Source organism: Acidimangrovimonas pyrenivorans, from assembly GCF_042643245.1.
Classification (GTDB): domain Bacteria; phylum Pseudomonadota; class Alphaproteobacteria; order Rhodobacterales; family Rhodobacteraceae; genus Acidimangrovimonas; species Acidimangrovimonas pyrenivorans.
Map to the genome: position 1 here is coordinate 1 of NZ_JBHRSK010000014.1, position 20,263 is coordinate 20,263.

The following is a 20,263-nucleotide window of genomic DNA, read 5'->3' on the forward strand; positions in this document are numbered from 1 at the left end:
CCCGACGCTGACCAATGTCAACGATTTCCGCGCCATCCTGCTGACCGCCCCGGTGCCCGACTAGGGGGCAATGCCGGTGGCCGGGCCGGCCCCCCGCGCTATGTCGCCAAGAGGCAGGCAGCACGGGGACGGCGATGGACAGCCTGAAGCTGAGCAGGGCCTTCACCCTGATCGAACCGGGGCCGGTGGTGCTGGTGACCACGAATGACGGCGCCCGGGACAACGTGATGACCATCACCTGGACCATGGTGCTGGGCTTCTCGGCGCAATTCGCGATCACCACCGGGCCGTGGAACCATTCCTATGCCGCCCTGCGCGAGAGCCGCGAATGCGTGCTGGCGATCCCGGCGGCCGACCTGCTCGACACCGCGGTCGGTATCGGCACCTGCTCGGGCGCCGATACCGACAAGTTCGCGCGCTTCGGCCTGAGGCGCGAAAAGGCGGCCCATGTCCGGGCGCCGCTGATCGCCGACTGCCTGGCCAATATCGAATGCCGTGTCGTCGATTTCGTCGACCAGCACAGCATCGTCGTGCTGGAGGGGCTGGCTGCCTATTACGACGGCACGCGGGACGAGAAACGCCTGCTTCATGCCGTCGGCGACGGCACCTTCACCGCCGATGGCGAGGGCTTCGACCGGCGCGAGAGGATGCGCGACAAGCTGCCCGGCGGGCTGTAACCGCTAGTGATTGTCGCGCGGCAGGCTGCGGGCGATGCGCTGATAGGCCGTCGCCAGTTCGAGGCAGCCGCCCTGCGCCAGCTGCCCGACATGGCGGCGATAGAGCTCTTCCCACGGCGTCTGGCTGGGGAGCTCGGGCGCGGTCCACGCCGCCCGCCGGGCCTGCCACTCTGCCGCGTCGACCAGCGCGTCCAGCCGCCGCGAGTCGAGGTCGAGCCGCACTCGGTCGCCGGTTCGCAGCAGCGCCAGCCCGCCGCCGACCACCGCCTCGGGCGAGGCGTTGAGGATCGACGGGCTTTCCGAGGTGCCCGACTGGCGGCCGTCGCCGGCGGTCGGCAGATGCGCGATCCCGGCGCGGATCAGCGCGTCCGGCGGCTGCATGTTCACCACCTCGGCCGAGCCGGGATAGCCGACGCAGCCGACATTGCGGATGAACAGCATGGTCTTCTCGTTGATCCCGAGTTCGGGATCGTTGATCCGGTCGTGGTAGTCCTCCGGTCCCTCGAAGACCACGGCGCGGGCCTCGAACACGCCCTCATGGCCGGGTTCGGACAGGAAGTGGCGGCGGAAGTCGTCGGAGATCACCGAGGTCTTCATCAGGGCGGAGTCGAACAGGTTGCCGGAGAGGACGAGAAAGCCGGCCTTGTCGCGCAAGGGCCGTGCCACCGGGCGGATCACCTCGGGATCGAGGCTCTCGCGGCCCTCCAGCAGGGCCGACCACGGCTGGCCCGCCGCCGTCATCGCGGACAGGTTCAGCCGCCCGGCGCGGGCCAGTTCGCCCATCACCGCCGGCACCCCGCCGGCGCGGAAGAAGCTTTCGCCCAGGTAGTCCCCGGCCGGCTGCATGTTGACCAGCAGCGGCTGATCGTAGCCGAGGGTCTCCCAGTCCGTGACGTCCAGCGCCACCCCGGCATGGCGGGCGATGGCCTGCAGATGCGGCGGGGCGTTGGTCGAGCCGCCGATGGCGGTGTTGACGACGATGGCGTTCTCGAAGGCGGCGCGGGTCAGGATGTCCGAGGGCTTGAGGTCGTCCAGCACCATCCGGACGATGCGCCGCCCGGTCTCGTAGGCCATCGCCATGCGCTCGCGGAACGGGGCGGGGATGGCGGCGGCGCCGGGCAGGGTCATCCCCAGCGCCTCGGCCAGCGCGTTCATCGTGCTCGCCGTGCCCATCGTGTTGCAATGGCCGAGGCTGGGGGCGCTGGCGCAGGCGCGCTCCATGAACTCCTCGTAGTCGATCCTGCCCTCGGCCAGCAGCCGCCGGCTTTCCCAGATGATCGTGCCCGAGCCGGCGCGCTTGCCCTTCCACCAGCCGTCCAGCATCGGCCCGCCATTGAGCGCGATCGCCGGCAGGTCGACCGTCGCCGCCCCCATCAGCAGCGCCGGCGTGGTCTTGTCGCAGCCCGTGGTCAGCACGACGCCGTCGATCGGGTAGCCGTGCAGCACCTCGACGAGGCTGAGATAGGCGAGGTTGCGGTCGAGCGCGGCGGTCGGGCGCTTGCCGGTCTCCTGGATCGGGTGGACCGGGAATTCCATCGGCACGCCGCCGGCGTCGCGGATGCCGGCCTTGACCCGGTCGGCGAGGAAGAGGTGGATCTTGTTGCACGGCGCGAGGTCGCTGCCGGTCTGGGCGATGCCGATGACCGGGCGCTCGCCCTGCAGCTCGCCGCGGGTGTATTCCTGGTTCTGGTAGCGTTCGAGATAGAGCGCCGTCATGCCCGGGTTGTTGGGATTGTCGAACCATTCCTGCGAGCGGAACTTGCGGCGCGCGCGTGTGTCGGTCATCTGAAGCCTCGTTTCAATGCGCTCCGGTGCGTTGCCTGCCCGGCGGCGATGGTATCACAGCACCGAGCTCATGCCGCCATCGGCATAGATGATCTGGCCGGCGATGTAGCTCGAGGCGTCGGAGGCGAGGTAGATCGCGGTGCCGGCCAGTTCCTCGGGCCGGCCCCAGCGCCGCATCGGCGTCCGGCCTTTCACCCAGGCGTCGAAGTCGGGATCGGCGACCAGCGCCGCGTTCATGTCGGTCAGCATGTAGCCCGGGCCGATGGCGTTGGCCTGGATGCCCTTCTCGCCCCATTCCGCCGCCATCGCCTTGGTCAGCATCTTGAGCCCGCCCTTGGCCACCGTGTAGGGCGCCACCGTCGCCCGGGCCAGCCCGGACATCAGCGAGCCGATATTGATGATCTTGCCATGCCCGCGTTCCGCCATCCGCCGCGCCGCCTCGCGCCCGACGACGAAGGCCGAGGTCAGGTTGGCGTCGATCACCCGCTGCCAGTCGGCGGTGTCGAGCTCGAGCATCGGCTTGCGGAACTGGATGCCGGCATTGTTGACCAGGATGTCGATGGCGATCCGGTCGGCGTCGAGCCGGGCGAAGGCGGCCTTGATCGCGGCCTCGTCGGTGACGTCGAAGGCGGCGGTCAGCACCTCGTGGCCCGCAGCCCGCATCTCCTGCGCCGCCGCCTCCAGCCGCGCCGGGTTGACCCCGTTCAGCACCACCCGCGCGCCGGCGCCGGCCAGCCCCTCGGCGATGGCGCGGCCGAGACCGCGGGACGAGCCGGTGACCAGCGCGGTCCTGCCGGTGAGATCGAAAAGGGCAAGCGACATGGGCATGGCTCCTGACTGGCGACGACGCGGGCGGCCAGTCTTGCGGCGTGGCCCCGGCCGGGTCAATGGCGCCGGGGCTCGCGCTTGCCGGAGGATCAGGCGCCGTGAATGCGTTTCTTCATCTGGGTCTCGTAGAAGCCCGGCGACAGCCGGTTGACCCACCAGGCCAGCCGGGCGATGCGGCCGACCGGCGTCATCGGCGCGCGACGGTCATAGCCCGACAGGACGATCCGCGCCGCCTCGGCGGCCGACATCGCGTCGATATTGTCGCCGGTCGAGCCGGGGCGCAGCAGGCCGTCCGGGTCTGCGCCCGGGGCGGGATCGTTGGCGATGAAGGAGGGCGCGGCGATCAGGCAGGAGACGCCGTGGCGCTCTTCCTCCGTCCGCAGCGACTTGAAGAAGCCTTCGAGCGCGTGCTTGCTGGCGCTGTAGGCGGTGCGGTGGAACAGCGGCGTGAAGCCCGCGACAGAGGACATCGCCAGATGGGTGCCGCGCGCCAGCCGCACCGCGCCCAGCAGCTCCTTGGCCACCGATACGGCACCGAAATAGTTGATCTCGAACACCCGACGGTGGCTGTCGAGGCTGCTTTCGGCAAAGCCCGCCACCTGGGTGACGCCGGCATTGTAGATCACCAGGTCGATGGCCGGCGAGGCGGCGGCGATGCGGGCGCAGGCGCTTTTCACCTGGGCGGGGTTGGTCAGGTCGCAGGCGAAGGCCGAGACCTTCGGCCCCTCGGCCGCCGCAAGCGCCAGCGACGGCAGGTCGATCAGCTGGACCTGCCAGCCGCGCTCGACCAGTTCCGCGCACAGGGCCTGGCCCAGGTTGCCGGCGCCGCCGGTGATGACGGCGGTCTTGCTCATGCCGCATCCTCCCGCTTGCATGCGTCCTGCCACCACAGGTCGAAGACCTCGGCACTGGACAGCTCGGGCGTATAGTCGAACCTAGTCTTCAACGCGGAGTTGTCGAGGACGGGGCGGTATTGCAGGAAACGCACCTGCTCGGGCCCGTAGCGGGTCAGCCCCAGCGGCCGGGCAATGGCCAGCGCCGCGCGCAGCACGGCGGCGGGCAGGCGCAGCACCGGCTTGCCCATGCGGGCGGCCAGCTGCTCCACCGTCAACGCCCCGTCGCCGGCGACGTTGTAGATGCCGGCCGGGCCCGCGGTGGCGGCGCGGGCGAGGATGCGGGCGAGGTCGCGGGTCCAGATCAGGACGAAGGCGCTGTCGCTGCCGCGGATCGCCAGCAGCCGCTTCTTGTGGAACAGCGCGGTGATCTGGTTCTCGGTCCCGGCGCCCAGCACCGTGCCGACGCGCAGCACCACCTGCTCCAGTTCCGGGTGGCTTTCGCGCGCCCCGGCCAGCATCTCCTCGACCTGGCGCTTGTGGTCGGAATAGGCGAATTCCGGGTTGCCGCGGATCGGGTCGGCCTCGGTCAGCGGCCGGATGTTCTCGGGGTGGTAGCCATAGGCCGCGCCGGACGAGGTCACCACGATCCGCCGCACGCCGTGGCGCTGGCAGGCCTCCAGCACGTTGCGGGTGCCGGTGACGTCGACGGCATATTCCAGTTCGCGGGTCGAGCCCTTGGGCGGGGTGACGATCGAGGCGAGGTGAATGACGACCTCGGGCCGGGCCTCGCCGATCACCGTATCGGGATCGTCGCCGGTGACGTCCATCGGGGCGTAGTCGACGCCGTCCGGCAGGGCATCGGGGCGCCGGATGTCGGTGGCGGTGATCGCGTGTCCGCTGTCCGCCAGTTCGGCCAGCAGATCGCGGGCCACCATGCCGGCGGCGCCGGTGATCAGGATCTTCATCGTGCCGCCTCCGTCCTGCGCATCCAGCCGGCCAGCGCCAACCCGGCGATGGCGTGCCAGATGCCCCAGAAGGCGGCGACCACCGCCATGCCGCCCAGCCCGTTGAAGAAGCCGAAGATCAGCACCAGCCCGAGGCCGGAATTCTGGATCCCGGTTTCGATCGTCACCGCGCGGCGGTCATAGGGGCTCAGCCCCAGCAGCCGGGCGGTCAGGTTGCCGCCGGCGAAGGCGAGGCTGTTATGGGCGATCACCAGCCCGGCGACGATGCCGGCATAGGCGAGGAAGAAGCCCCAGTTGGCGGCCAGCGCGATCAGCACGAAGCCGATGAAGATCGCCATCGAGATCCATTGCAGCGGCTGGCGCAGCCGCGCCGACAGGCTCGGACGCCGGGCGTTGACGACGAGGCCGAGGCAGAGCGGCAGCACCAGCATCAAGCCGACCGTGACCGCCACCCGTAGCGGGTCGATATGGGTGCTGCGCAGGATCTCGCGCGTCGGCGCGTAGAGGCTGCCCCAGAAGGCGATATTGAGCGGGGTGAGGGCGATGGCGGCGACGGTGGCGAAGGCGGTCATCGAGACCGACAGCGCGGTATTGCCGCCCGCCCGGTGGGTGATGAAGTTCGAGATGTTGCCGCCGGGGCAGGCGGCGACGAGGATCAGCCCGAGCGCGATCGAGGGTCGCGGGGTCAGCACGCTGACCAGCAGAAAGGTCAGCACCGGCAGCACGACGAATTGCGAGAACAGCCCCGTCAGCAGGGCCCTGGGCGCGGTAGCGACGCGGCGGAAATCGGACGGGCTGAGGTCGAGCGCGATGGCGAACATGACGATCGCCAGCACCGCGTTCAGCACCATCATCCCGGCCGGGCTGAAATTCAGCACCACGTCGTCGACATTGGCGAGGGCGGGCGCGGCGGCGGGGGTCATGCGCCGCCCCCCAGTGCCCGGATCTCGCGGTGCACTTCCTTCAGGTAGGTCGCCTTGTCGACGTAATAGGCCATGCGCGGCAGGTCGATGTAGTGCATCCCGCCTGTGGCGCGGGCGAAGCCGGCCGCCTTGCGCTTGCGCAGCGCCTCGGCCTTCGGCGTGCCCTGCGCCTTGAGGTAGCGCGCCACCATCTCGGCCTGGTCGTGCCGGCCCTGCCAGCCCAGTCCCGAGGCCTCGACCATGCCGAGGACGAAGAGATCGTCACGCTCGGGATGCATGCAGTTGAGGTAGAGATGCGGCGCGTCGCCCTGCCAGTTGAGCAACTCGCGGTCGATGAACGGGTAATGCAGCTTGTAGCCGGTCGCGGCGAGGATCATGTCGTAATCGCCGCTGCTGCCATCCTTGAAATGGACCGTTCGGCCGTCGAGCCGGTCGATGTCGCCGCGCACCTTCACGTCGCCATGGCCGGCATGGAAGATGATTTGCGAATTGACGACGGGGTGGGATTCGTAGAGCCGGTAATCGGGCTTCGGAAAGCCGTATTTCTGCGGATCGCCGACGAACCAGCCCAGCAGGAAGCTGTCGATCGGCCGCTTGAGCCACATCGGCAGCCTGATCGCGCCGCCGACGGTGTCGGCCGGCTTGCCGAAGACGTATTTCGGCACGAAGTAATAGCCGCGCCGCATCGAGATCTCGCAGCTTTCGCCGTGATGGATCGCGTCGACGGCGATGTCGCAGCCCGAGTTGCCGGCGCCGACCACCAGCACCCGCTTGCCGGCGAACTGGCGCGGGCTGCGATACTGGCTGGAATGGATCAGCTCACCGTCGAAGCCGCCCTTGAAGGCGGGCAGGTTCGGTTCCGACAGGGTGCCGTTGGCGATCAGCACGCCCTTGAAGACCTGCTCGTGCTCGGCCCCGTCGCCGTCGCGCCACTGCACGCGCCAGCCCGCGCCAGTGCCGCCCAGCGGCGCCACTTTCAGCACCTCGGCGTTGAAATGGTAATGCGGCCGCAGGTCGAAACGGTCGGCATAGGCGCGGAAATAGCTGCAGACCTCGCGATGCGAGGGGTAGTCGGCCACTACCGCACCCATCGGGAAATCGGCGAACTCGGTCTTGTGCTTGGACGAGATCAGATGCGCCGTCTCGTACATGGTCGAGCGCGGGGCGTCGATGTCCCACAGCCCGCCGACATCGCCGTTCAGCTCGAAGCCCTGAAAGGGAATGCCCAGCTGCTTGAAGATCTTGGCGGTCGCCAGACCCATCGGTCCGGCCCCGATCAGCGCGTACTGATCCGCCGTCTGTTCCCTGCCCACGCGCCGGCCTCCCTTTCCGGTTGATGGTATGTGAAAATTAAATTGAACGACCGTCCAAATTAATGCAAGCTGAATTCATGTTTGCAGCCAAGAAGGATCCGGCGCGACGCAAGCGGGCGCCCTCGCAACGGTCGATCGAGACCGGGCAGCGGATATTCGACGCCGCCGAGCGGCTGTTCGCCGAGCGCGGGTTCGAGGGCACCTCGGTGCGCGACATCGCCGCCCTGTCCGACGTGACCCCGGCGCTGGTCAGTTTCCACGGCGGCAGCAAGCAGGCGCTGTTCGAGGCGATCATCGAACGCCGGGCCGGGGCATTGTCGCGGATGCGGCTCGAGCGGCTGGCGGCGGCGCAGGCGGCGGGCCGGGTCGAGCTGAGGACGGTGCTGGAATGCTTCGTGCTGCCGCTGCTCGAGAAGGCGCAGGGCGGCGATCCGCAATGGCTGGCCTATGCGCGGCTGGTCGCCATCGTCTCGGCCGACGCGCAATGGGCGGCGCTGACCCGGCGCTGTTTCGATCCGACGGTGGCCGAGTTCAGCCACGCGATCTCGACCCTCTGCCCGCAGGCGGAAGCCGCCGAGATCGCCGCCGGGCTGGTCTTCACCGTCGCCGCGATGCTGTCGCTTTGCACCGCGCAATGGCGGGTCGCGGCGCTGACCGGACAGGACGACGGCGGGGCGGGCGACCCGGCGCTGAACGACCGCCTGATCCGCTATTGCGAGGCCGGGATGACGGCGCTGATCGGCCCGCCGCAGGGCTGAAACGGCAAACGCCGCCCGGTCGGGCGGCGCCTTGGATTCATTCGCTTCTGGTGCCCGGTTGCTGGGGCTCCGACTACTGGGTCCAGGTGCCCATGCCGCACCACAGCCGCTGCAACTCGCCGCGCGCGGCCTCCTGGCGGGTTTCGTGCAGCGCCGCCAGCGCCTCGATCGCGCCCTTGATCGCGGCCTCGCCGCCGATCACGCCGATCATCACCCCGGACTTGTGCAGCTCGAGGTAATCCGGGTCGCGCACCAGGTCGTAGGCCGGACGTCCCTCGCCCTTCTCGAGCAGCCGCTCGAAGGCGTTGCGGGCGTCACGGAAAGATTCGAACAACTGGCCATAGTCCACGGCGGGACCCTGGGCATGGTTCGCGGCAGTGCTCTGACCGTATTCGCCAACGGTATACATCGTCTTGGCCTTCTTCTTGAACGTATTGACGGTTTCGTTATCGCGGTCGGGCAAGGCAGGAATTGGGCCGCATCTTGTCCATTCGGGTACAGTTTGAAGTCATCGCCATGCGGGACCGACGGTCGCAGCCGCGGCGCCTTTGCCCCCCGCGTTGTTTTCGCGCATGACATCCGGTCACCGGCCATGTTCTAGTGGACCCGGTTTGCGCGAGACCGTCGGTGGGCAGGACAACCTGCGGCTGCGACGCGCCCGCCATTGGGATTGAGGGGACCGGCATGACACTCGAAACGACCGACGCCGCGTCGAACGCGTCCACCAGCTATGGCATCGGTGTCGGTGACGTCTTCCACGGTGGCCTGACCCCTGGCGATTCGGACTGGATCGCCGTCGATCTGGCCGCCGGCCGGCACTACACCTTCGCGATGACCCCGATCGGGGCGCTGAGCGACGGGCTGCGCAATCCCTACCTGATCCTGCGCGATGCCGGCGGGTTGGAGGTCGCCGGGGGCGACACGGGCAACAATGCCGGGCCGGGCATGGCGGCGACCTTCGGTTTCACCGCCACGACCGGCGGAACCTATTACCTCGGTGCCCGGGCTGTCTCCGGCAGTGACCGCGGCAGCTATGGCGTCTCGGCCACGCTGGGCCATCACGCCAGCTACGATACCGACATGGCCGCCGGGGTGCTGCTGCGCCACGACCTGTCGTGGAACAGCCAGCCGGATACCGGGGCGGCGCTGAGCTGGTCCTTTCGCGCCTATGGCCCGGCCTATGACGCCCAGGGCAACTCTGTCGCTTTCGCGCCGCTGAGCGAGGCCCAGCGGGCGGCGGTGCACGACGCGCTGGCGATGTATTCCGACGTCGCCCGGCTGAGCTTCAGCCAAGTCGCGCCGGGCGGCAGTTCGAACGACGCGACGATCCGCTTCGGTGCCTACAGTTCGACCCTCGACGGCGCCGGCGCCTATGCCTACTACCCGGGCGATCCGGCCCATAGCTCGGACGACGGCGACGTCTGGCTCAACAACGAGAGCGTGTCTCGGACCGACCTGTCCAAGGGCAGCTACAGCTTCTACACCATCGTCCACGAGCTGGGCCACGCGATGGGGCTGGGCCATCCCGGCGACTACGAGGCCGCGCCCGGGGTCGATATCACCTATGGCAACAGCGCGCAGTTCATCGAGGACAGCCAGCAATACACGGTGATGAGCTATTTCTCCGGCACCGAGACCACGGCGACCTTCCCCGGCTATCCCGACACGCTGATGCTGGACGACATCTACGCGCTGCAGCAGCTCTACAGCGCCAACATGACGACGCGGGCGGGCGATACGACCTACGGTTTCCACAGCACGCTCGCCCCCGGTTCGGTCTACGACTTCTCGACCAACGGCGATCCCAAGCTCTGCGTCTGGGATGGCGGCGGCAACGACACGTTCGATTTCTCGGGCTTTGCCGGCAATCAGGTGATCGACCTGCATGACGGCGCCTTTTCCAGCACCGCCGGGCTGACCGACAACGTCTCGATCGCCTATGGCGCGGTGATCGAGAACGCGCTCGGCGGCAGCGGCAACGACCACATCTATGGCAATGCCGTCGACAATTTCCTCGGCGGGGGAGGGGGCGACGACATCCTCTACGGCGGTATCGGCGCCGATACGCTGGAGGGCGGCGCCGGGGCCGACCGGCTGAGCGGCAATGTCGGCAATGACCGCCTGCTCGGTGGCGATGGCGGCGACCATCTATATGGCAATCTCGGGGCCGATCTGCTTGGCGGGCAGGGCGGTGGCGACACGCTCAACGGCGGCGCCGGCGATGACCGGCTGCTGGGCGGCGTCGGGGCCGATCTTCTCCTCGGCGGCAGCATGGCCGATACCCTGGACGGCGGCGCCGGCAACGACCGGCTGGAGGGCGATCGGGGCGCCGACCTGCTGCGCGGCGGCGGCCAGGCCGATCACCTTTACGGCGGCGGCGGCCGGGACGTCCTGCTGGGCCAGGGCGGGCAGGATACGCTCGATGGCGGCAAGGGCGACGACCGGCTGCTGGGCGGCGTCGGCGCGGATCACCTGAATGGCGGCGATCAGGCCGACATTCTGGACGGCGGCGCCGGCAACGACCGGCTGGCGGGCAATCTGGGGGCCGACCTGCTGCGCGGCGGCGATCAGGCCGATCAGCTGTTCGGCGGCGGCGGTCAGGATACCTTGCAGGGCCAGAACGGGCAGGACACGCTTCATGGCGGCGCGGGCAACGACCACCTGCTGGGCGGGGCCGGCGCCGACCTGCTGTTCGGCGGTGCCGGAGCCGACAGCTTCCAGTTCGACACCGCTGCCGGGCAGGACACGATCGGCGATTTCGACCCGAGCGTCGACAGGCTGCTGCTCGACCGGGCGCTGGTCGGCGACGGGGCCACGGCGGCAACGGTGATCGCCGATCATGTCACCGTCGTCGGGGCGGAGGTCGAGCTGCGTTTCGACAGCGGCGTCACCGTCCTGCTGCACGGGATCGACGATCCCGGCCTGCTGGACGGGCACATCCTGATCCTCGGCTAGCGCGCCCCGGGGCGGTGACGCGGAGGTTCGGCCGGGGCCGCCCCCGGGCCCTCCCGCGAGGCGCGCGCCGAGACGAAGGCCCGCGATGCGCCCTGCCTTCCTCTCAGTCCAAGTATCCCGGGGTCCGGGGCAGAGCCCCGGCCTTGCCGGGCGTTACTCGCCGCGCGGGAAGCGCTGGTTTTCCTCCAGCACGTTCAGGTCCATGTGGTTGCGCATGTAGCGTTCCGAGGCCTTGCGCAGCGGCTGGTAGTCCCAGGGGAAATAGGCGCCGTTGCGCAGCGCCTCGTAAACCACCCAGCGCCGGGCCTGGCTCTGGCGCACCTCGGCGTCATAGGCCGGCAGGTCCCAGCGCGCCTCGGCGATGCCGCGCAGCCGCGCCATCGCTTCGGCATGGGCCGGATCGGTGGCGAGGTTGGTGGTCTCGCCCGGATCGGCGTCGAGATCGAAGAGCTGTTCGGGATCGGCGCCGCAGGCGGTGTATTTGTAGCGGCCGTCGCGCAGGCAGACCAAGGGCGTGATCGAGCCCTCGGCGGCGTATTCGATCGCCACCGGGCTGCGGCGCGGGGTGCCGGTGGCCAGCGGCACCAGGCTCTCGCCATCGGTCCAGGACATCACCTCGGCCATGTCGACGCCGGCCAGGTCGCACAGCGTCGGCAGGGTGTCGATGGTCGAGACCGGGGTGTCGATCCGCGCCGGCGCCAGCCCCGGCGCCGAGATCATCAAGGGCACCCGGGCCGAGCCCTCGTAGAAGCTCATCTTGAACCACAGCCCCTTGGCGCCCAGCATGTCGCCGTGATCCGAGACGAAGACGACGATGGCCTCCTGCCTTGTCCGTTCCAGCGTGTCGAGGATCTCGCCGATCTTGTCGTCGAGATAGGAGATATTGGCGAAATAGGCGCGGCGCGCGCGGCGGATATTCTCGTCGGTGATCTCGAACTTGCGCCAGTCGTTGGCATCCATCAGCCGCTTGGAATGCGGGTCCAACTCGTCGTAGGGTAGGGCCGGCTGATCGGGCGCGAGATGTTCGCACTCCTCGTAGAGGTCCCAGAACTTGCGCCGGGCGACGTAGGGATCGTGCGGATGGGTGAAGGAGACGGTCAGACACCAGGGCCGCGCGTCGGCGCCGCGCGACAGGTCGTAGATCTTCTGCACCGCGTTGAAGGCGACCTCGTCGTCATATTCCATCTGGTTGGTGATCTCGGCCACGCCGGCGCCGGTGACGGAGCCGAGGTTGTGATACCACCAGTCGATGCGCTCGCCCGGCTTGCGGTAATCCGGGGTCCAGCCGAAATCGGCCGGGTAGATGTCGGTGGTCAGCCGCTCCTCGAAGCCGTGCAACTGGTCGGGGCCGACGAAATGCATCTTGCCCGACAGCGTGGTGGCATAGCCGGCGCGGCGCAGGTGATGGGCATAGGTCGGGATGTCGGAGGCGAATTCGGCGGCGTTGTCGTAGACCCGGGTGCGGCGCGGCAATTGCCCCGACATGAAGCTGGCCCGCCCCGGCGCGCAGAGCGGCGAGCCGGTATAGGTGTTGGCGAAGCGCACGGACCGTTCGGCGAGGCGCTTCAGGTTGGGGGTGTGCAGCCACTCGGCCGGCCCGTCGGGGAACAGCGTGCCGTTGAGCTGATCGACCATCAGGATCAGGATATTGGGGCGGTCTGTCACGGCGGCTCTCCTCTGCTGGTTGGCGGCAGATTGCTGTCGGGCGGGGCCGGCGGTCTGGCCTGTCCGCGACCCTTGGCGCCGCTCAGCGGCATTCGGCCGCCGGCGCGCCCCGGGCACGGGGGCTGCCTCCGGCGGGGATATTTCGGTGAAGATGAAAGGGCAAGGCTTGACTCTCGGGCCCCTCCGGCGTGGCTTGGCGGCAAGCAGGAGGGTGGCGATGAAGACTGTGACCGAATTTCCCCGCAAGGTGACCGAGACGCCCGACATGGGCATCGTCCTGTCCGACGGCACACGGCTGTCGGCGCGGGTCTGGATGCCCGAGGACGCGACGGACGCCCCGGTGCCGGCGGTGCTGGAATTCCTGCCCTATCGCAAGCGCGATTCCACGGTGGCACGCGACGCTCTCACCCATCCCTATTTCGCCGGCCATGGCTATGCCTGCCTGCGCGTCGACATGCGCGGCAATGGCGACAGCGAGGGGCTGATGGCGGACGAATACACCGCGCAGGAGCTTGCCGATGCCTGCGAGGTGATCGCATGGATCGCGGCCCAGGACTGGTGCGCCGGCACGGTCGGGATGATGGGGATCAGCTGGGGCGGCTTCAACTCGCTGCAGGTCGCGGCGCTGAAACCGCCGGCGCTGAAGGCGATCGTGACGCTGTGTTCCAGCGTCGACCGCTACAACGAAGACATCCATTACAAGGGCGGCTGCCTGCTGAACGAGAACCTGGGCTGGGGGGCGACGATGTGGGCCTACAGCTCGCGGCCGCCCGATCCGGCGCTGCGCGACGACTGGCGCGCGCTGTGGCTGAAGCGGCTGGAGAACGAACCCTTCCTGCCCGCCACCTGGCTGCGGCATCAGGGCCGCGATGGCTATTGGAAGCATGGCTCGGTCTGCGAGGACTATTCGGCGATCGAGGCGGCGGTGCTGGCGGTCGGCGGCTGGGGCGACAGCTACAAGAACGCGCCGCCGGCGCTGATCGAGCACCTGCAGGCGCCGGCCAAGGCGATCCTCGGCCCCTGGGTGCACAAATACCCGCATTTCGCCGTGCCCGAGCCGCGCATCGGCTTCCTGCAGGAGGCGCTGCGCTGGTGGGATCGCTGGCTCAAGGGCCTCGGCACCGGGGTCGAGGACGATCCGGCCTATCGCGGCTACCTGATGGACGGGGTGCGGCCGGCGGCGTGGTATGACGAGCGGCCCGGGCGCTGGATCGCCGAGCAGGTCTGGCCGGCGCCGGGGATCAGGACGCGGCGGCTGGCGCTGACCGGGACGGGCAAGCTGGCCGCGAAAGGCGGGCGCTTCGAGATCCCCGTCGCCTCGCCCCAGCATTGCGGCGCCGCCGGCGGCGAGTATTGCGCCATTTGGCTCGGCCCCGAGATGCCGGGCGACCAGCGCGTCGACGATGCCTATTCGACCTGCTTCGACATGGCGCCGCAGCGCCACGACGCCGATATCGTCGGCGCGCCCGAGGTCACGCTGCGGCTGTCCTCGGACAAGGCGCTGGGCCAGATCGCGGTGCGGCTCAACCACGTCCATCCCGACGGCGCCTCGACCCGGATCACCTATGGCGTGCTCAACCTCGCCCGCGCCGGAGACCAGGAGCATGCGCAGCCGCTGACCCCGGGCAGGGAGGTCGAGGTGACGCTGCGGCTCGACCATATCGCCTATCGTCTGCCGGCCGGGCACCGGCTGCGGCTGGCGATCTCCTCGGCCTATTGGCCGCTGATCTGGCCGGCCCCCGAGGCGGCCACGCTGACCCTGCGCGAGGGCGCGCTGCAACTGCCGCTGCGCCGCGCGGCGGCGGGCGCCGAATGGACCTTCCCGCCACCCGAGGCCGCGCCGGCGCAGCAAACACGCCAGATCCGGCCCGAACGCCATGTCCGGCGCAGCGAGACCGACCAGCGGACCGGCCTCGTCAGCCTGGTGATCGAGGACGATTTCGGCCTTTCCGAGAACCTCGACCACGGCATGATCCATGGCGGGGTGGCGCGGGAGCACTGGGAAATCCATCCCGACGACCCGCTTTCGGCCCGCGGCCGCACCCACTGGACCGAGGAACTGGCCCGCGGCGACTGGTCGGTGCGGACCGAGACCCATGCCGAGATGTGGTCGGATGCCGAGAACTTCCACCTCGCCGCCCGGCTTGAGGCCTGGGAGGGCGAAACGCTGCTGCTGACCCGCGAGATCAGCGAGACCATTCCGCGCGACGGGCTCTGAGGCGGACCGAAACGGGTCCGGCGCCGCGCGGTCGTCACCTGCCCGGCGCCGGTTCGTGACGCGGCGCGACCGGATATTTCCGCGGCAACTGTGGACATCCGGGGGGGCGGCGGGGATAGTCGGCGCCGATGGAACCTCAATTCCACAGTGCCGACCAGGGCGTTGCCGCGCCCCTCTTGCCGCCAGCGCGGGCCGGAACGGCCGCCCGGCAAGGAAAACATTGCCCGCGAGGCGATTCGCGGGTTATTGATTGGTCAATCAAGAAAAACATCAGGACGATCAGGGAGCTCATCCGATGAACGACGAATTGCGCTATCTCATGGCCCGCACCGTTGCCGGCCGTCACAGCCGCCGCGCCTTCCTGGGCCGGGCGGCGGCCTTCGGCGTCACCGCGACGATGGCCAACACCATGCTGGCCGGCGCGGCGCGCGCGGCCACGCCCAAGCAGGGCGGCACGCTGAAGATGGGCCTCGGCGGCGGCCAGAGCACGGACTCGCTCGACCCCGCGCTGGCGGCCAGCCAGGTGCCCTTCATGTATCTCATGACCACCTCCGACCGCCTGACCGACGTGGCGCCGGACGGCTCGATCCTCAACCGGCTGGCGGAAGAGATTTCTAGCTCGCCCGATGCCAAGACCTGGACCTTCAAGATCCGCAAGGGCGTCCAGTTCCACAACGGCAAGACGCTGACCCCGGACGACGTGCTCAAGACGATGCAGCGCCATTCCGACAAGGATTCGAAATCGGGCGCGCTGGGCATCATGAAGGGCATCGAGTCGATGAAGGTCGACGGCGACAACTTCGTCGTCACCCTGGTGACGCCGAATGCCGACCTGCCCTACCTGATGTCGGACTATCACCTTGCCATCCAGCCGGGCGGCGGCATCGACAAGCCCAATGCCGGCATCTTCACCGGCCCCTACAAGTGGACGTCGAACGAGCCCGGCGTGCGCTACGTGATGGACAAGTTCGAGAACTACTGGGACAGCGAGCGCGGCCATTACGACCAGATCCAGATGATCGTCATCAACGACGCGACGGCGCGCAACGCGGCGCTGCAGTCGGGCCAGGTGCAGATGGTCAACGGGGTCGAGCCGCGGGTCGCCGGGCTGCTCAAGCGGGCGCCGAACGTGACCGTCGCCGCCTCGAGCGGGCGCGGCTTCTACTGCTTCAACATGTTCTGCGACACCGCGCCGTTCGACAACAACGACCTGCGGCTAGCGCTGAAATACGCCATCGACCGCGAGGAACTGGTCAACAAGATCCTCGCCGGCTACGGCTCGGTCGGCAACGACATGCCGGTCAACGCCTCCTATCCGTTGTTCGACAGCACCATCCCGCAGCGGACCTACGATCCGGACAAGGCCAAGTTCCACTTCAAGAAGTCGGGCTATGACGGCGAGGTGCTGGTGCGCACCGCCGACGGCGCCTTCGCCGGCGCGGTCGACGCGACCCAGCTGTTCCAGCAAAGCGCGGCCAAGGCCGGCATCAAGCTGACCATCAAGCGCGAGCCGAACGACGGCTACTGGTCGGAGGTCTGGAACAAGAAGCCGTTCAGCGCCTCCTACTGGGGCGGCCGGCCGACCCAGGACCAGATGTATTCCACCGCCTATATCTCGAGCGCGGACTGGAACGACACCAACTACAAGAACCCCAAGTTCGACAAGCTGATCCTCGACGCGCGGGGCGAGCTGGACAAGGCCAAGCGGAAAGAGATGTATCGCGAGGCCGGGATGATGATCCGCGACACCGGCGGGCTCATCAACCCGATGTTCAACCAGTTCATCAACGCCTATGACAAGAACAAGGTCGTCGGCTGGACCGACAACCCGAACCAGGACATGATGAACGGCCTTGCCGGCGTCCTGTGCTGGCAGGCGTGATGCCCGGCTCTCATGGCTAATCCTGTCGTGAAACTGGTTGCCCAGCGCGTCGCGCTGGGCATCCTGCTGCTCCTCGCCGCCTCGGTGCTGATCTTCGTCGGCACCCAGATCCTGCCCGGCGACGTCGCCCAGTCGATCCTGGGCCAGTCGGCCACGCCGCAGGCGCTGGCCAACCTGCGTGCCCAGCTCGGCCTCGATCAGCCCGCCTATATCCGCTATTTCACCTGGCTCGGCGGCGCGATCCATGGCGATTTCGGCACCGCCCTGACCAACGGGCAGGACATCGCCACGGCGGTCGGCCGGCGGCTGTCCAACACCCTGTTCCTCGCCGCCGTCGCCGCCGTCATCGCGGTGCCGCTGGCGATCGTGCTGGGGCTGATCGCGGTGCGCTACCAGGGCCGCTGGCCCGACAAGCTGATCTCGGCCGTCACCCTGGCCTCGGTTTCGCTGCCCGAGTTCCTGCTCGGCTACATCATCATCTTCTTCCTCGCGGTGCAGTTCCACGTCGCGCCCTCGGTCTCGACCATCTTTCCCGGCATGGGCTTCTGGGCCAAGCTGCACGCGGTGGTTCTGCCGGCGCTGGTGCTGGTGCTGGTGGTGCAGGGCCAGATGATGCGCATGACCCGCGCCGCCGTGCTCAACCTGATGCAGTCAGCCTATATCGAGACGGCGGAACTGAAGGGCCTGCGCCCGTTCCTGATCATCGTCCGCCACGCCTTCCCCAACGCCATCTCGCCGATCGTCAACGTGGTCATGATCAACCTCGCCTATCTCGTCGTCGGCATCGTCGTGACCGAGGTGGTCTTCGTCTATCCCGGCATGGGCCAGTACCTGGTCGACCACGTCGCCAAGCGCGACGTGCCGGTGGTGCAGGCCTGCGGGCTGATCTTCGCCGCGGTCTATATCGGCCTCAACATGCTGGCCGACGTGATCTCGATCCTGACCAACCCGCGGCTGAGGCATCCGAAATGAGGCGCATCCCCCTTTCGGCCATCATCGGCCTGACCATCACCGCGGCCTATTTCCTGGCCGCCATCTTCGCCCCCTTCCTCGCCCCCTACGGCATGAGCGACGTCGTCGGCGGCGTCTGGGAGCCGTCCTCGGCCACCTACTGGCTCGGCACCGACGGCATCGGCCGCGACCTGCTGACCCGGATGATCTATGGCGGCCAGACCACCATCGCGATCGCCACCGCGGCGACGATCCTCAGCTTCGGCACCGGCGCGACGCTGGGCCTGACCGCGGCGGTCATCGGCGGCTGGGTCGATCAGGCGCTGTCGCGCTTCGTCGACCTGGTGATGTCGATCCCGACGCTGATCTTCGCGCTGGTCGTGCTCTCGGTGATGCCGGTCAACATCCTGACCCTGATCCTGGTGATGGGCTTTCTCGACGCCACCCGGCCGTTCCGGGTCGCCCGCGCCGTCGCCGTCGATATCGCGGTGATGGATTACGTCGAGGCCGCCCGCCTGCGCGGCGAGGGCCGGCTGTGGATCATCTTCCGCGAGGTGCTGCCCAACGCGCTCAGCCCGCTGGTGGCCGAGATGGGGCTGCGCTTCATCTTCCAGGTGCTGCTGCTGTCGACGCTGTCCTTCCTCGGCCTCGGGGTCCAGCCGCCGATGGCCGACTGGGGCGGCATCGTCAAGGAGAACAAGGAAGGCATCGTCTACGGCGTCACCGCCGCGCTCTACCCGGCGATCGCCATCGCGACGCTGGCGATCTCGGTCAACCTCGTCGCGGACTGGATCCTCAACCGCACGACCAGCCTGAAAGGGGGCCGCGGTGGCTGAACATCTGCTCGATATCCGCAACCTGAAGATCGAGGCGACGGTCTATCCGCCCGACGCGGACCCGCATGACATCACCATCGTCGACGGCGTCTCGCTGACGGTCGAGAAGGGCCGCGTCCTCGGCCTGATCGGCGAATCCGGCGCCGGCAAGTCGACGATCGGCCTTTCCGCCATGGCCTATGGCCGCGGCGGGGTGCGGATCACCGGCGGCGAGATCTTCCTCAGCGGCCGCGACATCCGCAAGCTGGGCCATGCCGGGCTGCGCGCCGTGCGCGGCCACGAGGTGACCTATGTCGCCCAGTCCGCCGCCGCCGCCTTCAACCCGGCCAAGAAGCTGATGGAGCAGGTGATCGAGACCACGCTCCAGCACGGGCTGGCCGGCCGCGCCGAGGCCGAGAAGCGGGCCGTGACCCTGTTCGACAAGCTCGGCCTGCCGGACCCCGAGAGCTTCGGCAACCGTTACCCGCACCAGGTCTCGGGCGGGCAGCTGCAGCGGGCGATGACGGCGATGGCGCTGTGCCCGCAGCCCGACCTGGTGATCTTCGACGAGCCGACGACGGCGCTCGACGTCACCACCCAGATCGACGTGCTGGCCGCGATCAAGGACGCCATCGCCGATACCGGCGTCGCCGCGCTCTACATCACCCACGACCTCGCCGTCGTCGCCCAGGTCTCCGACGACATCATGGTGCTGAAGGACGGCAAGACGGTCGAATACGGGTCCGTCGAGCAGATCATCGAGGCCCCGCGCGAGGACTATACCCGCGCCCTGGTCTCGGTGCGCCAGATCGCGCATGAGGAAAAGGAGCCGGCGGGCGAACCGGTGCTGACGGTCGAGAGGGTGACGGCCCGCTACAGCGGCACCCATTTCGACGTGCTCAAGGACATCTCGGTCGATCTCTACCCGGGCCAGACCTTGGCGGTGGTCGGCGAATCCGGCTCGGGCAAGTCGACGCTGGCCCGGGTCATCACCGGCCTGCTGCCGCCCAGCGACGGCGCGATCCACTTCGCCGGCCGCACCCTGTCGGCCGATCTCAAGCACCGCTCGCGCGACGACCTGCGCGAGTTGCAGATGATCTACCAGATGGCCGATGTCGCGATGAACCCGCGCCACACGGTGGGGACGATCATCGGCCGGCCGCTGGAATTCTATTTCGGCCTCAAGGGCGCCGAGAAGCGCAAGCGGGTGCAGGAGCTGCTCGACGAGATCGAGATGGGCGAGGGCTTCATCGACCGCTACCCGGCCGAGCTGTCGGGCGGCCAGAAGCAGCGGGTCTGCATCGCCCGGGCGCTGGCGGCCAAGCCCAGGATGATCATCTGCGACGAGGTCACCAGCGCGCTCGATCCGCTGGTCGCCGACGGCATCCTCAAGCTGTTGATGAACCTGCAGAAGATCGAGGGCGTGGCCTATCTCTTCATCACCCACGACCTGGCGACGGTGAAGGCGATCGCCGATTCCATCGCCGTGATGTATCAGGGCGAGGTGGTGCGCTACGGCCCCAAATCCGCAGTCCTGGCGCCGCCCTTCGACGACTATACCGATCTCTTGCTCTCCTCGGTGCCCGAGATGAAGCTCGGCTGGCTCGAGGAGGTGCTCGCCCACCGCAAGATGGAGAGCGCCGGCCACTAGGCACTCTCCCCTTTCATCTTCACCCAAATATCCCGGGGGTG

At 68.5% G+C, this 20,263-nt stretch carries 16 protein-coding genes; 8 read left to right on the forward strand and 8 right to left on the reverse strand.

Annotated elements, in window-relative coordinates:
* Positions 1-134: 134 nt before the first annotated feature.
* Positions 135-677: a flavin reductase family protein gene (locus ACFOES_RS15750; protein WP_377834265.1), complete on the forward strand. Its 543-nt coding sequence runs from the start codon at positions 135-137 to the stop codon at positions 675-677.
* Between the two features lie 3 nt (positions 678-680).
* Here ACFOES_RS15750 and ACFOES_RS15755 read toward each other — a convergent pair whose 3' ends face one another.
* The 6 genes from ACFOES_RS15755 to ACFOES_RS15780 form a co-directional block, all read right to left on the reverse strand.
* Positions 681-2,462: an IlvD/Edd family dehydratase gene (locus tag ACFOES_RS15755; protein ID WP_377834266.1), complete on the reverse strand. Its 1,782-nt coding sequence runs from the start codon at positions 2,460-2,462 to the stop codon at positions 681-683.
* A 54-nt stretch (positions 2,463-2,516) separates the two neighbouring features.
* Complete coding sequence (locus ACFOES_RS15760) at positions 2,517-3,284, reverse strand: SDR family oxidoreductase (RefSeq protein WP_377834267.1); 768 nt, start codon at positions 3,282-3,284, stop codon at positions 2,517-2,519.
* Positions 3,285-3,379: 95 nt separating this feature from the next.
* The gene (locus ACFOES_RS15765) at positions 3,380-4,144 is read right to left on the reverse strand and encodes an SDR family NAD(P)-dependent oxidoreductase (protein ID WP_377834268.1); all 765 of its coding nucleotides are present in this window, start codon (positions 4,142-4,144) and stop codon (positions 3,380-3,382) included.
* On the reverse strand, positions 4,141-5,091 hold the full coding sequence (locus tag ACFOES_RS15770; protein WP_377834269.1) for an SDR family oxidoreductase: 951 nt from the start codon (positions 5,089-5,091) through the stop codon (positions 4,141-4,143). Before ACFOES_RS15770 ends, ACFOES_RS15765 begins: the two co-directional genes overlap by 4 nt.
* Positions 5,088-6,014 (reverse strand): bile acid:sodium symporter family protein, encoded by a 927-nt coding sequence (locus tag ACFOES_RS15775; protein WP_377834270.1) that lies wholly within the window; start codon positions 6,012-6,014, stop codon positions 5,088-5,090. The genes ACFOES_RS15770 and ACFOES_RS15775 overlap by 4 nt, the downstream gene beginning before the upstream one ends.
* On the reverse strand, positions 6,011-7,327 hold the full coding sequence (locus ACFOES_RS15780; protein WP_377834271.1) for a flavin-containing monooxygenase: 1,317 nt from the start codon (positions 7,325-7,327) through the stop codon (positions 6,011-6,013). The genes ACFOES_RS15775 and ACFOES_RS15780 overlap by 4 nt, the downstream gene beginning before the upstream one ends.
* A 77-nt stretch (positions 7,328-7,404) precedes the next feature.
* Here ACFOES_RS15780 and ACFOES_RS15785 point away from each other — a divergent pair, with 77 nt between their 5' ends.
* The gene (locus ACFOES_RS15785) at positions 7,405-8,085 is read left to right on the forward strand and encodes a TetR/AcrR family transcriptional regulator (RefSeq protein ID WP_377834272.1); all 681 of its coding nucleotides are present in this window, start codon (positions 7,405-7,407) and stop codon (positions 8,083-8,085) included.
* A gap of 73 nt (positions 8,086-8,158) precedes the next feature.
* Here ACFOES_RS15785 and ACFOES_RS15790 read toward each other — a convergent pair whose 3' ends face one another.
* On the reverse strand, positions 8,159-8,548 hold the full coding sequence (locus ACFOES_RS15790) for a hypothetical protein (protein WP_377834273.1): 390 nt from the start codon (positions 8,546-8,548) through the stop codon (positions 8,159-8,161).
* 221 nt (positions 8,549-8,769) lie between these two features.
* Between ACFOES_RS15790 and ACFOES_RS15795 the strand changes: the two genes are divergently transcribed.
* Positions 8,770-11,040 carry a M10 family metallopeptidase C-terminal domain-containing protein gene (locus tag ACFOES_RS15795; RefSeq protein ID WP_377834275.1) on the forward strand — a complete coding sequence of 757 codons (2,271 nt, stop codon included), beginning with the start codon at positions 8,770-8,772 and terminating at the stop codon, positions 11,038-11,040.
* A 153-nt stretch (positions 11,041-11,193) separates the two neighbouring features.
* On the opposite strand, the gene betC is transcribed toward ACFOES_RS15795, so the two are convergent.
* Positions 11,194-12,705 carry a choline-sulfatase gene (gene betC / locus ACFOES_RS15800; RefSeq protein WP_377834276.1) on the reverse strand — a complete coding sequence of 504 codons (1,512 nt, stop codon included), beginning with the start codon at positions 12,703-12,705 and terminating at the stop codon, positions 11,194-11,196.
* 217 nt (positions 12,706-12,922) lie between these two features.
* Between betC and ACFOES_RS15805 the strand changes: the two genes are divergently transcribed.
* The 5 genes from ACFOES_RS15805 (at position 12,923) to ACFOES_RS15825 (ending at position 20,222) form a co-directional block, all read left to right on the forward strand.
* The gene (locus ACFOES_RS15805) at positions 12,923-14,923 is read left to right on the forward strand and encodes a CocE/NonD family hydrolase (RefSeq protein ID WP_377834277.1); all 2,001 of its coding nucleotides are present in this window, start codon (positions 12,923-12,925) and stop codon (positions 14,921-14,923) included.
* Between the two features lie 295 nt (positions 14,924-15,218).
* Positions 15,219-16,805 (forward strand): ABC transporter substrate-binding protein, encoded by a 1,587-nt coding sequence (locus ACFOES_RS15810; RefSeq protein ID WP_377834278.1) that lies wholly within the window; start codon positions 15,219-15,221, stop codon positions 16,803-16,805.
* Between the two features lie 12 nt (positions 16,806-16,817).
* On the forward strand, positions 16,818-17,777 hold the full coding sequence (locus ACFOES_RS15815; protein WP_377834279.1) for an ABC transporter permease: 960 nt from the start codon (positions 16,818-16,820) through the stop codon (positions 17,775-17,777).
* Complete coding sequence (locus ACFOES_RS15820) at positions 17,774-18,592, forward strand: ABC transporter permease (protein WP_377834281.1); 819 nt, start codon at positions 17,774-17,776, stop codon at positions 18,590-18,592. The genes ACFOES_RS15815 and ACFOES_RS15820 overlap by 4 nt, the downstream gene beginning before the upstream one ends.
* Complete coding sequence (locus tag ACFOES_RS15825; RefSeq protein WP_377834282.1) at positions 18,585-20,222, forward strand: ABC transporter ATP-binding protein; 1,638 nt, start codon at positions 18,585-18,587, stop codon at positions 20,220-20,222. Before ACFOES_RS15820 ends, ACFOES_RS15825 begins: the two co-directional genes overlap by 8 nt.
* The last annotated feature ends 41 nt before the right edge of the window (positions 20,223-20,263 follow it).